The organism is Streptomyces macrolidinus, from assembly GCF_023887685.1.
Taxonomy (GTDB): Bacteria; Actinomycetota; Actinomycetes; order Streptomycetales; family Streptomycetaceae; genus Streptomyces; species Streptomyces macrolidinus.
Genome location: NZ_JAMWMR010000003.1, coordinates 19,097 through 32,901, shown reverse-complemented (window position 1 = coordinate 32,901; position 13,805 = coordinate 19,097). Strand labels below are relative to the sequence as shown.

The following is a 13,805-nucleotide window of genomic DNA, read 5'->3' as shown; positions in this document are numbered from 1 at the left end:
GACCGGCCCCCGCGAGGGGTTTCTGCTGCCGACGCGTCGGCTACTACATGACGGCCATTACTGCATGACGGCCATGGCGAGCGCGCGACGGGCGCGCAGCGACGCGCGTTCGGCGCGGCGCTGCATCCGGCGGGCGACCGCCAGGTGCACGGCCTGTCGCTCCTGCTCTGCGTCGCACAAGCGCTCACGCATATGCGCGCGCGCCAAGGCTTCTGGGATGAGTTGCATGTCTCGGGTCCTGTTCTGGCGCGAGGCGTTCGCGCCGGAGGTGGTGAAGTCTGGGGTCGCTGAACCGGTGGGCTCGCTGAGGGACGGCTTCATCGGGGCCTGCTTCTCGGGGTCGTGCGTCAGGGGGCGGTCGATCGTTCCCGCGGCGTTCATGCCGTGACCGAGTTCTTGCGCGGGCGACCACGCGGCCGCTTGCGGGCGACGACGACGCCCTGGACGAAGAGCTCTCCGCCCCAGACGCCCCAGGGCTCACGCCGCTCCTTGGCGCCGGCGAGGCAGGCCTCCATCAGCGGGCAGGTGCGGCAGAGGGACTTGGCGTACTCGACGTCGGCCGGGGACTCGGCGAAGAAGACCTCCGGGTCGTACGAGCGGCAGGGGACGGGCACGCCGAGGTTCTCGATGGCGTCATCGAGCGCGGTGAGCGCGGTGAGCGGGGTCAAGGTGGGGTCCTCCGTGAGGCCGGGCGGGGGGATCGTTTCGGAAGGCGGTACGGACGGGGCGTGCGCTTCGAGTTGCACGGTTCGTCTTCCTCGTCTGGTCGTTCCGGTCAGGTGGGACCGGGTGGCGGCTTGGTACCGGGTTCTTTTCTTGTCCCGAGGCTCCTTCGTTCTGCTGTCCCGGTTCGGGGAAAACAGAAGGGCCGCGGATCCCGGATGGGGTTCCGCGGCCCTGAAGGCGCCGACCTGATCGGAGATCAGGCTGGATCGCTCCAGGGTTTTGGCCCACGGAAGGCCCACATCAGGTGGTGCTGCGTCGTCTGCTTCCGGAATCCGGCACCGGCTGCCGCAAAGGCATAGGCCTTGGCCTGTGCCGCTACTGCTTCCAGTGCCTTGGTCGGTCGCTCATTGCGCTCAACGGGAAGATCCGCGAGAGACAGGGAGGACGCCGGACGCTCGACACGAATGCCGGACACACCGGTGCCCAGGTTGGAGACGCCGAGCATGCACGGGGAGACGACCGAGCGACCGATCATTTCGATGGTGCTGATGGAGCTGCTGTTGATGCTGATCACTGGAATCGCCTCCTCTCGGCGTCTTGGGGGACCGGGGTGAGCCAGTCCGACGGATAGGTAAGTACAGCACGGAATCAGGGCCTTCGAGAAGGCCCCTGTTCCCGTGGCTAAGAACCTATGGGGATTGCTGGGGCATGCGCAAACTATTTTTTCGACGAGTTCGTATCAGCCATCCTCGTCCTCTCCCGCACCGGGCCCGCCTGCGCAGATGGCCAGAACGTCGGTGCCGTAGCGCCTGAGCTTGCGGACGCCGACTCCTGGGATGCGGGCCAGTTCCCCCGGGTCGCCGGGAACCGTCTCGGCGATCGCGATCAGCGTTCGGTCGGTGAAGACGCAGAACGCCGGCTGTCCGCTGCGGTCCGCCTGCACCGCCCGCCAGTCGCGCAGCCGCTCGTAGAGGCCCTCGTCCATGTCGGAGGGGCAACTGTCGCAGCGCATCAGCTTCATCTCGCCCGGGTCGGACAGCGTGTGCCCGCAGACCCGGCAGCGGGCCGGGGTCCGGTCCGTGCGGCGCGGGCGGACGGCCGGGACGGCCGTGCTGAAGCCGCGGACGACCCCTCCGGCTCCGGCCGCGGCCGCGCGGCCCGGAGCGGCGGAGGAGCCGGGGCGCAGCCCGTCCAGGAAGCGGCTGGCCTTCCGGCTGGGGCGACCGCCGGGCGAGCGGGACAGGGCCCAGGAGAGATGGAGGTGTTCCCTCGCGCGGGTGACGCCGACATACAGGAGGCGGCGCTCCTCCTCGATCTGTTCCTCGGTCTTCGCGTAGGTGATCGGCATCATGCCCTCGGCGACTCCCACGAGGAAGACGACGTCCCACTCCAGGCCCTTGGCCGAGTGCAGCGAGGCGAGGGTGACACCCTGCACGGTCGGCGCGTGCTGGGCGTTCGCCCGCTCGTCGAGTTCGGCCACGAGGTCGGCGAGGGTGGCGCCGGGTGCGGCGGCGGCGAAGTCCTGGGCGAGATTCACCAGCGCGGCCAGGGACTCCCAGCGCTCTCGGACAGCTCCGGAGCCCGCGGGCGGTGTGGTGGTCCAGCCTTCGCCCGAGAGCACGGCGCGCACCTGGGAGGGCAGGTCCACGGCGTCGTCGAGGAGGGAGTCGTTGGCGCCGAAGCGGGCCGCGCCGCGCAGAGCGATACCCGCCTTGCGGACCTCGGGGCGGTCGAAGAACCGCTCCGCGCCACGCAACTGGTAGGGGACCCCGGCGTCCGCGAGGGCCTGTTCGTAGATCTCGGACTGGGAGTTGGTGCGGAACAGGATCGCGATCTCGGCGGCGGGCACCCCCGAGGCGAGCAGGTCGCGGATGCGGCGGGCGGCGCCTTCGGCTTCGGCGGGCTCGTCGGCGTATTCGGCGTAACTGGGGTCGGGGCCGGGGGCGCGCTGGGAGACCAATTCAAGACGGTGTTCGGCGGCGCGGCCACGCGCTTGGGCGAGGAGGCCGTTGGCCAGGCGGACGACCTGGGGCGAGGAGCGGTAGTCGCGCACCAGCTTGACGACCGTGGCCGAGGGGTGACGGAGGCGGAAGTCGAGGAGGTGGTCGGGGGTGGCGCCGGTGAAGGAGTAGATCGTCTGGCTGGCGTCGCCGACGACGCACAGGCTGTCCCGGTCGCCGAGCCACAGCTCCAGCAGGCGCTGTTGGAGGGGGCTGACGTCCTGGTACTCGTCGACGACGAAGTGCTGGTACTGGGCGCGGATCTCCTCCGCGATGTCGTGCCGGTCCTGGAGGATGCCGACGGTGAGGAGGAGGACGTCCTCGAAGTCGATGACGGCGCGGTCGCGCTTGAGGTCTTCGTAGGTGGCGTAGAGCTGGGCGATCTCGGCGGTGTCGCGGGGGGCGTCGCGGCCCGCCTTGGCGGCTGCGGCGGCGTAGTCGGCGGGGACGGTCTGGGTGACCTTGGACCATTCGATCTCGGCGGTCACGTCCCGCAGCTCATTGCGGTCGAGGCCGATACCGCAGGCCGCGGCGGCGTCCGCGACGAGCTGGACCTTGCGGTCGATGATCCTCGGGATGCCGCCCCCCACGGCTTTCGGCCAGAAGTACTGGAGCTGACGCAGGGCGGCGGAGTGGAACGTGCGCGCCTGGACGCCGGAGGCGCCGAGCTGGCGGAGCCGGCCGCGCATCTCGCCCGCGGCGCGGTTGGTGAAGGTGACAGCGAGCACGCTGGCCGGCTGGAGGATGCCGGCGCGGACTCCGTAGGCGATGCGATGGGTGATGGCGCGGGTCTTGCCCGTACCGGCGCCCGCCAGCACGCACACCGGGCCGTGCAGGGCGGTCGCCACCTCGCGCTGCTCGGGGTCGAGCCCTTCGAGCACCGCGTCGGCCGAGTCCGGGACCCGCGGGAAGAGGGTGGAGTGCGTTGCTGCTGTCACCCCGCCATGCTGCCAGGTCGGCCGGGACGGGTGCGCCGGTTGTCCACAGGGAGGCCCACGCGGTCGTACTGATGCGACAAGCGTCACTCGTGACCTGGCGGATCCGCCGGGGTCGGGTACGGGAATAGTGGAACATTCACCTACGTTGGGCTTCATCAGCGAGCACGCACCCCCCAAGCCGTGAAGGAGCGCAATCGACATGCCGGGCACTGTGACGATGTACAGCACGACGTGGTGTGGCTACTGCCGTCGGCTCAAGAGCCAGCTCGACCGCGAGGGCATCACGTACAACGAGATCAACATCGAGCACGACCCGGACTCCGCCGCGTTCGTGGAGAAGGCGAACGGCGGAAACCAGACGGTTCCCACGGTTCGGGTCATTCCCTCCCAGGGCGGCTCCGAGGTCGTCATGACCAACCCGAGCCTCGCCCAGGTGAAGCAGGCGCTCGGCGCCTGACCCGCGCGCCTCGCGCAAGAAGCCCTCGCTCCCTACGGGAACGAGGGCTTCCGCTGTTCACCAGGTCTCAGGTGCTCACCAGGTCTCAGGTGCTCACCAGGTCTCAGACGCTTCTCGTCGGCAGTGGCTTGCCGTACCACAGCTCGATCAGCCGGGCGGCGATGGAGATGCCGTACGGCGGCAGCACCTCGCCGGACTCGAAGGCCGCGTGCAGTTCCGCGCGGGAGAACCAGCGGGCCTCGTTGATCTCGTCGCCGTCGACGTCGATCTCGGTGGAGGTGGCGCGGGCGAGGAAGCCGAGCATCAGGCTGGAGGGGAAAGGCCAGGGCTGGCTCGCGATGTACTCGACCTCGCCGACGGTGATGCCCACCTCCTCGAAGACCTCGCGGCGCACCGACTCCTCGATGGCCTCGCCGGGCTCTACGAAGCCCGCGAGGGTCGAGAAGCGGCCTTCGGGCCAGTGCATCTGGCGGCCCAGCAGGATGCGGTCCTCGTCGTCGGTGACGGCCATGATCACCGCGGGGTCGGTGCGCGGGTAGTGCTCGGCGCCGCACGCCGGGCAGCGGCGGATGTGACCGGCCGCCGCGATGACGGTGCGTTCGCCGCAGCGCGAGCAGAAGCGGTGCATGCGCTGCCAGTTCTCCAGGGCGACCGCGTGCACCATCAGGCCCGCGTCGCGCGGGGACAGCAGCAGTCCGGCCTCGCGCAGGCCCGCCGCGCGCGCCGACTGGTCCATACGGCCCGGCAGGACGTCCTTCTGGAGCGCGAAGTAGCTGACGCCGTCCTCGTCGGTGCCCAGGAAGTAGCGGTGCGACTCCGTGACGGGCGCCTCGAAGGACGGGGTCATGACGAGTTCGGTGCGGCCGTCGGCCGTCTCGTCGATGAGGGCCTGACCGCCGGAGACCACGAAGCAGCGGGTGGAGGGATGACTCCACGCCGCGGCGAGCCAGGGCTCGTCGAGCCGGCGGTAAGCGGTCCGGTCGATGCCGGTCGGCGCGGTGAGTGAGATGGGCCGGTCGGCGCTGTGGTCGGTCCAGGTGGTCACGGGTGCTTCCAACTCCCCCGGTGCGGCGGGTATTTCGTGGCGGCTCAGCGGGACGGGCAGGAGCCGTACAGGGCGGTCGTGGTGTGCCGCGCCGCACGGCCTGCCCGCGGGGCCGTGCGACCCGCGCGTGTGTCAGTCGGCACGGCGCCAGTTCTCCCCCAGGTCGCCCCACAGGTAGGCGGTGGTCTCGACGCCCTTGAGGAGGAGGTCGAGTTCGACCTTCTCGTTCGGGGCGTGCCAGCCGTCGGACGGCACGGAGATGCCGAGGAAGAGGACGGGGGCGCCGAGGACTTCCTGAAGGTCCGCGGCCGGTCCGGAGCCTCCCTCGCGGGTGAAGCGGATCGGCTGCTGGAAGGCGCGGCCCATGGCGCGGACGACCGACTGCAACGCGGGGTGGTCGAGCGGCGTCAGGCAGGGACGGGTGGCGCTGCCGAACACGATCTCGTACCGGATCCCGGCGGGCAGTCGGTCGGCGGCCCACGCGCGGACGGCCTTCTCGATGTGGTCGGGGTCCTGTCCCGCGACGAGCCGGAAGGACAGTTTGACCACCGCCGAGGACGGGATGATCGTCTTGCTGCCGGGGCCCTGGTAGCCGCCGCCGATGCCGTTGACCTCGGCGGTGGGGCGCGCCCAGATGCGCTCCAGGGTGGTGTGTCCGGCCTCTCCGTGCGTGGCGGTCGACTTGGCGGTGCTCAGCCACCGCTCTTCGTCGAAGGGAAGCTCGGCGAAGAGCGCCCGCTCGCGGTCGGTGAGGTCGATGACGCCGTCGTAGAAGCCGGGTATCGCCACGCGCGCGTGCTCGTCGTGCAGGGCGGCGACCAGGCGGGCGGCGGCGGTGGCCGGGTTGGGCACGGCGCCACCGAAGGAGCCGGAGTGGATGTCCTGCTCGGGCCCGCGCAGGGTGATCTCGCACTCGGCGAGGCCGCGCATGCCCGTGCACACCGTGGGGGTGTCCTCGGACCACATGCCCGTGTCGGAGACGATCACGGCGTCGGCGGTGAGCCGGTCCGCGTGCTCCTCGACGAGCGCGCGGAAGTGCGGGGAGCCGGACTCCTCCTCGCCCTCGATCAGCAGCTTCAGATGGACGGCGGGGGCGCTGCGGCCGGTGGCCGCGAGATGGGCGCGGACGCCGAGGGTGTGGAAGAACACCTGGCCCTTGTCGTCGGCGGCCCCGCGCGCGTGGAGACGGCCCTCGCGGATCACCGGCTCGAAGGGGTCGTCGGCCCAGCCGTCCTCGCGGGCGGCGGGCTGGACGTCGTGGTGACCGTAGACGAGGACGGTGGGGGCCTGCGCGTCCTCGGAGGGCCACTCAGCGAAGACCGCCGGGGCGCCGTCGGTCGGCCAGACCTCGACCGTGGGGAAGCCGGTCTCCCTGAGCTTGTCGGCGAGCCAGTCGGCGCTGCGCCGTACGTCCGCCGCGTGCTCGGGCTGGGCGGACACCGACGGGATGCGCAGCCACTCCGCGAGGTCGTCGAGGAAGGCGGCGCGATGGTCGTCGATGTACGTGAGGACGGCACTGTCCGGGGTCTCGCTCATGGCCCCGAGCCTATCGGCCCACACCGGCGGCCCGGTCCGCCGGTTCCCCGCCCCGGGCCCCGTCCAGCAGCAGCCGCTCCAGCGCGGCCCGGTCCGGCAGGCCCTCGGGGCGTACGACCTCACCGCTGCGGACGTACAGGAACGCGGCGCTGACGGCTTCCAGGGGCACGCCCTGCTGTTCGGCCCAGGCGAGCCGGTACAGGGCGAGCTGGAGCGGGTCTCCGGGCGTGCGGCCGGTCTTCCAGTCGACGATCTCGTACAGCGTCCCGTCCGTCCTGTCCGTCCCGTCGCCGTCGTCAACGGCCGTCCCGTCGCCGCCCGTCCCGTGGCCGCCCGTCCCATCGCCGTCGTCCACGCGGTACACGGCGTCCATGCGACCACGTACGACCCGTCCCGCGAGGGCGAGCTGGAAGGGGACCTCGACGCGGTACGGGGTGCGGTGCGCGTAGGGGGAGCGCTCGAAGGCGTCCTTGAGGGCCTCCAAGTCGTGCTCGTCGGCGATCTCGGCGTCCGTCCCGGGCAGCTCCTCCGGCTCCAGCATGGGCAGCCGCAGCTCCTCGAAGCGCGCCTCGACCCACGCGTGGAAGCGGGTGCCCCGGCGCGCGGCGGGCTGCGGGGGGCGCGGCATGGGGCGCGCGAGTTCCTGCGCGAGCCCGTCGGGGTCGGCGGCCAGGCGCAGCACCTGGGACGCGGTCAGGGACGGCGGCAGGGGTACGTCGGTGACGCTCGCGCGGGCGCGCAGCAGCTCCCCGGCGAGGGCGTCGAGGTCGCGGTCCCAGGAGGCGATCGTCTGGGCCTCCTCCGGGGTGAGGGCGTGGTCCGCCTCGGGGCGCCGGGCGCGGGGAACGACCGGGGCGGCGCCGTCGTCGCCGGGTACGCGCGCGTGCTCCGCCGGGCGGTCGGACGTCCAGGAGTCCCAGTCGAGGGCGTCCTCCTCGGGCAGCTCGTCGTACCCGTGCTCGCCGTGAGGGCCGTCCCCTACGTAGGGTTCGCCGCCCTCGGGGAAGCCACCCTCCTCGTAGAGGTCGTCGTCCGGCGGGGGCGGCCACTCCGGGTCGTCGTACGCGGCCGGGTCGTGGACGGCCTCGGGGCCGTCGCCGTCCCGCGTGCTCATCCGCTCCAGGTGGGCCAGTACGGTCTCGGCGGCGGCCCGGCGGCGGGCGAGGGCCGCCTCGTCCAGCGGGAGCGGCCAGGCGTGGTCGGCGGCGTCCTCGCGCAGCGCCGGGTTCTCCTCGTCCTCGGCCGGCTCCTCGGCCCAGGCCTCGATCTCGCCGTACCCGGCGGCGCAGTGGTCGTACAGGGCCTGAAGGAAGTCCGAGGGCCCCCGGGGGCGCTTCTGGGTGGGCCCCCACCAGTGACCGGAGCCGAGCAGCAGGGAGCGGGGGCGGGTGAAGGTGACGTAGCCGAGGCGGAGTTCCTCGGTGAGCTGGTGCTCCTTCATGGCGTCGTGGAAGGCCTTCAGGCCCCGGGAGTCCCAGGCCTCGACGTCGGGCAGGGTGTCGGCGTCGCCGCGCAGGGCGTGCGGCAGCACCTTGCCCTGGGCGGTCCACTTCTCCCGGCCCTGGGTGCTCGGGAAGGTGCCGGTGACCAGTCCCGGGACGGCGACGACGTCCCACTCGAGCCCCTTGGACTTGTGCGCGGTGAGGACCTTGACGGTGTTCTCGCCGCCGGGCAGGGCGTTGTCGAGGCCCTTCTCGTACTGGGCGGCGGTGCGCAGGAAGCCGAGGAACGCCAGCAGGCTGGCTCCCGGTTCATTGGCGGCGAAGGTCGCGGCGATGTCCAGGAAGTTGGAGAGGGTCTCGCGGCGGCGGGCGGCCAGCGCGTGCGGGGACGCGGACAGCTCCACCTCCAGGCCGGTGACGGCGAGCACCCGGTGCAGGACGTCCATCAGCGGGTCGGCGAGGGAGCGGCGCAGGTCGCGCAGTTCGGCGGCGAGGCGGGCGAACCGCACTCGCGCGTCGGGCGAGAAGGGCAGCCCGTCGTCCTCCCGCCCGGCCCGCATCGGCAGTTCGAGGAACGTGTCGAGGGCGTCGGCGAGCGACATCACCTCGGACGGGTCGACCCCCTCGACGGCCGCGGCGAGCCGACGGTCCGGGTCCTCGTCGGCGTCCACGCGCGCGTGCGACACGAGCAGCCGGGCGCGCCGCCCGAGGAGAGCGAGGTCGCGGGCACCGATGCGCCAGCGCGGCCCGGTGAGCAGGCGGACCAGGGAGGCGTTGGCGCCGGGATCCTGGAGGACCTCGCAGACGGCGACGAGGTCGGCGACCTCGGGCAGATGCAGCAGCCCCGACAGTCCGACGACCTCCACCGGGATGTCGCGGGCCACCAGGGCGCCCTGGATCTCCGCGAAGTCGCCCGCGGTGCGACACAGGACCGCGATCTCGCCGGAGGGCGTGCCGGTGCGCACGAGGTGGGCGATGGAGTCGGCGATCCAGTCGATCTCCTCGGCGTGGGTGCGCAGCAGCGCGCAGCGGACCTGCCCGTCGTGTTCGGCGCCGGGGGCGGGGCGCAGCGCCTCCACGCCCGCGTGCATCGCGCGCAGCGGCTCGGCGAGGCCGTTGGCGAGGTCGAGGAGGCGGCCACCGCTGCGGCGGTTCTCGCTGAGCGCCTGACGGGTGGCGGGGCGGCCGTCGGCTTGCGGGAAGTGCTCGGGGAAGTCGTCGAGGTTGGCGACGGAGGCGCCGCGCCAGCCGTAGATCGCCTGGCACGGGTCGCCCACGGCGGTCACGGGGTGGCCGGTGCCCGCGCCGAACAGTCCGGCGAGCAGGACCCGCTGCGCCACCGAGGTGTCCTGGTACTCGTCGAGCAGGACCACGCGGAACTCGTCCCGCAGCAGGCGGCCCACCTCGGGGAGGCCCGCGAGGGACGCGGAGAGGGCGATCTGGTCGCCGAAGTCGAGCAGGTCCCGGTCCCGCTTCGCCGCGCGGTAGCGGCCGACCAGCTCGGTCAGTTCACGGCGGGCCGCGGCGGTCTCGGGGACCTTGCGCAGATCGGCGTTGCTGAGCTTGACGCCCTCCAGGGTGCGCAGCAGCTCGGCGTCGTGGGCGCGCAGGTCCTCGGGGCGGACGAGGTGCTCGGCCAGCTCGGCGTCGAGGGCGAGCAGGTCGCTGACGAGGTCCGGGAAGGAGCGGGTCAGCGCCGGGTAGGGGCCGGGGGCCTCGCGCAGGACGCGCGCGGCGAGCTGGTAGCGGGTGGCGTCGGCGAGCAGGCGGGAGGTCGGTTCGAGCCCGATGCGCAGCCCGTGGTCGGTCAGCAGTCGGCCCGCGAAGGCGTGGTACGTGGAGATGACCGGCTCGCCCGGCGGCTGGTCCGGGTCGATCACGTCCGGATCGGTGACGCCTGCCCGGACGAGCGCCTTGCGGACACGCTCGGCGAGCTCACCGGCCGCCTTGTTGGTGAACGTCAGGCCGAGGACCTGCTCGGGGGCGACCTGTCCGGTGCCCACCAGCCACACCACGCGGGCCGCCATCACCGTGGTCTTGCCCGACCCGGCTCCGGCCACGATCACCTGCGGGGCGGGCGGCGCGATGATGCAGGCCATCTGCTCCGGGGTGAACGGAATGCCGAGCAGCTCCTTGAGCTGCTCGGGGTCGGTGATACGGGCGGGCGCGTCTGGCACGTCGAAGAGGCTAGCGGCGGCCACCGACAGCCGGGCCCGCGTGCGCCGGCGGACCGGCGGAAGCGCTGGTCAGCGCGTGCGGTGGGGTACGTCACACCCGTACGCACGTCACTCTGTCCGTACGTCACACCCGTACATCGCACCGATACGTCGCACCGCCGCTCTCACTCCACGACGTGGCGGCCTTCGGGCCGCGCGCTGCACGAGGCCCGGAACGCGCAGTGCGTGCAGTGCTGGCCCGTCGTCGGGGAGAAGCGCTCGTCGAGGACCTTGCCCGCGGCGGTGGCCAGCAGCTCGCCTATCCACTCCCCTTCCAGCGGCTCCTGGGCCTGCACCTTGGGCAGCGCCTCGCCGCCGTTCTTCTTCGCGGCGCCCTGGCGCAACTGGACGAGTTCGGCACCGCCCAGCTCGGGGCGCACGCCGTCGAAGGCCTCGTCGACGGCGCCCTCGCACACGGCGAGCTGGTAGACGGCGAGCTGCGGGTGGCGGGAGACCTCGGCGGCGCTGGGCCCCTGCTTGCCGGTCTTGAAGTCGACCACGTAGGCGCGGCCGTCGTGGTCGGCTTCCACACGGTCCATGGAGCCGCGGATGCGTACCGCGTAGTCGCCCGCTTCGAGGGTGACGTCGAAGTCGTGCTCGCTCGCCACCGGGGTGCGCCCGGCGCGGTCCATCACATGCCACTTCAGGAAGCGTTCGAGCGCCACGCGTGCGTTGTCCTTCTCCTGCGCGGACTTCCACGGCGCGTCGAAGGCCAGCGCGTTCCATACGGAGTCGAGGCGCTCCATGAGGACGGCGAGGTCGGCGGGGGTGTGTCCGGAGGCGACCTCGTCGGCGAGGACGTGCACCACGTTGCCGAAGCCCTGGGCGGCGGTCGTCGGCGTGTCCGCCTTCACCTCGCGGCCCAGGAACCACTGCAGCGCGCAGGTGTCGGCGAGCTGTTCCAGGGCGCTTCCGGAGAGCGCGACGGGCCGGTCACGGTCGCGCAGCGGCACCTTGCTCTCGGTGGCGTCCCACATGCCCCACCAGCGGTAGGGGTGCGCGGCCGGCACCAGGGGCCGGCCGTCCTCGTCGGCGAGCGCGGCGAGCCGGGCGAGGCGGCGGGCCGCGGCCTCCCGGAGCGCGTCGGACACGCGCGGATCGACGGTCGTGGCGCGCAGCTCGGCGACGAGCGCGGCGACGGCCAGCGGACGGCGCGGGCGGCCGGTGACGTCCTTGGGTTCGACGCCGAGTTCGGCCAGGAAGCGGGAGGGCTGGTCGCCGTCGTCGGCGGGGGCCTTCACGGCGGTGACGACGAGGCGCTCACGCGCGCGTGTGCAGGCCACGTAGAACAGCCGTCGCTCCTCGGCCAGCAGGGCGCCGGGGGGCAGGGGTTCGGCGAGGCCGTCGCGGCCGATGCGGTCGGCTTCCAGCAGGGAGCCGCGGCGGCGCAGGTCGGGCCACAGCCCCTCCTGGACGCCCGCGACGACGACCAGGCGCCACTGCAGGCCCTTGGAGCGGTGCGCGGTCATCAGGCGCACCGCGTCGGGGCGCACCGCCCGGCGGCCGAGCGTGTCCGCGGCGATGTCCTGGGCCTCGATCTCCTCCAGGAAGTTGAGGGCGCCCCGGCCGCCGGTGCGCTCCTCCGCGCGCGCGGCCGTCGCGAACAGGGCGCACACGGCGTCGAGATCACGGTCGGCGTTGCGTCCCGCGGCGCCGCCGCGCCGGGAGGCCGCCTCCAGCCGCTTGGGCCACGGAGTGCCGTCCCACAGGTCCCACAGGGCCTCCTCGGCCGTGCCCCCGCCCGCGAGCCGTTCGCGGGCCTTGCGGAGCAGCTCACCGAGGCGCTGGGCGCCGCGTGTGTACGCCGGGTCGTGCACCACCAGGCGCTCGGGCTCGGCGAGCGCTCGCGCGAGCAGCTCGCCGGAGGGCGGCGGTGCGGGGTCGCCCGCGGCCCGCTCCTCCTCGCGCAGGGCGCGGCCGAGGCGGCGTACGTCGGCCGCGTCCAGCCCCGCGAGCGGGGAGGCGAGGAGGTCGAGCGCGGTCTCGGTGTCGAGCCAGGGGCCCGCTTGCGCCGCGTGGTCGGTGTCCGGGCCGGACGCCGCTCCCCTCGCCACCGCCCGCAGCGCCGTCAGCAGCGGGGTCACCGCCGGTTCGTGGCGCAGCGGCAGGTCGTCGCCGTCGATGTCCAGCGGGACCCCGGCGGCCGTCAGGGCGCGGCGGGCCACCGGGATCGTCCGGGCGCCCGCGCGTACGAGCACGGCCATCTCGCCCCAGGGAACGCCGTCCTCCAGATGAGCGCGGCGCAGGATGTCGGCGATGTTGTCCAGTTCCGTACCGGGCGTCGGATACGTGTAGACCTCGACGCGGCCCCCGACCCGCACCGCGGCCAGCTCCCGGTGTTCCCGCGCCTTCCGCGCCGGAAGGCGGGTCAGCGGCATGCGCCGGGTCAGCAGCCGGGTGGCGGCCAGGAGGGCGGCGCCGGAGCGGCGGGACGTGCCGAGGACCTCGACGGGCGCCGGTGTGCCGTCCACGCGCGGGAAGGCGTGGGGGAAGTCCAGGATGCCGCCCACGTCGGCGCCCCGGAAGGCGTAGATCGACTGGTCGGGGTCGCCGAAGGCCACCAGGGTCCGGCCGCCGCCCGCCAAGGCGTGCAGGAGTCGTACCTGCGCGGGGTCGGTGTCCTGGTACTCGTCGACGTAGACCGCGTCGTACCGGGCGGCCAGTCGTTCGGCGACCTGGGGGCGGTGGGCCAGCAGGACCGCGCGGTGGACGAGTTCCGCGTAGTCGATCGCTCCCTGGAGGTCCAGGACGTCCAGGTACTCGGCGAGGAAGGCGGACGCGGCCTGCCAGTCGGGGCGGCCGATGCGCTCGGCGAAGCGGCGCAGGGCCTCGGGTCCGAGGCCCAGTTCACGGCTGCGGGCGAGCACGGCGCGGACCTCGTCGGCGAAGCCACGCGTGGTCAGGCAGGCGCGCAGCTCGTCCGGCCAGTGCACATGCGCGAGGCCCAGTCGCTCCAGCTCGGGCTGCCCGGCCAGCAGCTCGCGCACGGCGACGTCCTGTTCGGGGCCGGACAGCAGCCGCAGGGGCTCGACGAAGAGGTCGCTGTCCTGGTGGGCGCGGACCAGGGCGTAGCAGAACGAGTGGAACGTGGTGGCTCGCGGGGCGTGGGCCGTGCCGGTGCGCAGCGCCATCCGGTCGCGCAGGTCGACGGCGGCCCGGCGGCTGAACGTCAGCACCAGGATGCGCTCGGGGTCGTCCCCGCGGGCGATCCGGGCGGCCACGGACTCGACGAGCGTGGTCGTCTTGCCCGTGCCGGGGCCCGCGAGCACGAGCAGCGGGCCGGCCTCGTGATGAACCACCGCGCGCTGTCCTGCGTCCAGACGAGGGGGGTCCACTCGGCCCGGTGGGGTACGCACCAAACGGTAAGCGCCATGGCTCCCCTGCCGCAGCTCGCTGTGCGGCGGGCGCCTGGTGGAGGAAGAGGAGCTCACGTGGTTCGCCGGTCCTGGTGGTCGTGCCGTTGGTCACTGCCGGCGCAGAGCGCCGTCGTCGAAGGGTGGTCGTC

The 13,805-nt window shown here is 73.1% G+C and carries 9 protein-coding genes; 1 reads left to right on the top strand and 8 read right to left on the bottom strand.

Annotated features, from left to right (window positions below):
* Positions 1–57: 57 nt before the first annotated feature.
* The 4 genes from NGF19_RS04195 to NGF19_RS04180 form a co-directional block, all read right to left on the bottom strand.
* Positions 58–381, bottom strand: a complete 324-nt coding sequence (locus tag NGF19_RS04195) for a putative WhiB-interacting protein (RefSeq protein ID WP_252422259.1) — start codon at positions 379–381, stop codon at positions 58–60.
* Positions 378–746, bottom strand: a complete 369-nt coding sequence (locus NGF19_RS04190) for a WhiB family transcriptional regulator (RefSeq protein WP_252422258.1) — start codon at positions 744–746, stop codon at positions 378–380. The genes NGF19_RS04195 and NGF19_RS04190 overlap by 4 nt, the downstream gene beginning before the upstream one ends.
* A gap of 176 nt (positions 747–922) precedes the next feature.
* The gene (locus NGF19_RS04185) at positions 923–1,240 is read right to left on the bottom strand and encodes a hypothetical protein (RefSeq protein WP_252422257.1); all 318 of its coding nucleotides are present in this window, start codon (positions 1,238–1,240) and stop codon (positions 923–925) included.
* A 165-nt stretch (positions 1,241–1,405) separates the two neighbouring features.
* Positions 1,406–3,604, bottom strand: coding sequence for an ATP-dependent DNA helicase UvrD2 (locus NGF19_RS04180; RefSeq protein ID WP_252422256.1), 2,199 nt, complete (start codon positions 3,602–3,604; stop codon positions 1,406–1,408).
* 199 nt (positions 3,605–3,803) lie between these two features.
* Between NGF19_RS04180 and NGF19_RS04175 the strand changes: the two genes are divergently transcribed.
* Positions 3,804–4,061 (top strand): mycoredoxin, encoded by a 258-nt coding sequence (locus NGF19_RS04175; protein WP_252422254.1) that lies wholly within the window; start codon positions 3,804–3,806, stop codon positions 4,059–4,061.
* Between the two features lie 103 nt (positions 4,062–4,164).
* Here the strand turns inward: NGF19_RS04175 and nudC are convergent, their stop codons facing one another.
* From nudC to NGF19_RS04155, 4 genes are all read right to left on the bottom strand, one after another.
* On the bottom strand, positions 4,165–5,118 hold the full coding sequence (nudC, locus tag NGF19_RS04170) for an NAD(+) diphosphatase (protein WP_252422253.1): 954 nt from the start codon (positions 5,116–5,118) through the stop codon (positions 4,165–4,167).
* A gap of 120 nt (positions 5,119–5,238) precedes the next feature.
* Entirely contained in the window at positions 5,239–6,642 is a 1,404-nt protein-coding gene (locus tag NGF19_RS04165; protein WP_252422252.1) for a dipeptidase, read from the bottom strand.
* Between the two features lie 10 nt (positions 6,643–6,652).
* A complete protein-coding gene (locus tag NGF19_RS04160; protein WP_308288445.1) occupies positions 6,653–10,261 on the bottom strand; it encodes an ATP-dependent helicase in 3,609 nt (1,202 codons plus the stop codon).
* Positions 10,262–10,425: 164 nt separating this feature from the next.
* The gene (locus NGF19_RS04155; protein WP_252422250.1) at positions 10,426–13,731 is read right to left on the bottom strand and encodes an ATP-dependent helicase; all 3,306 of its coding nucleotides are present in this window, start codon (positions 13,729–13,731) and stop codon (positions 10,426–10,428) included.
* Between the last annotated feature and the right edge of the window lie 74 nt (positions 13,732–13,805).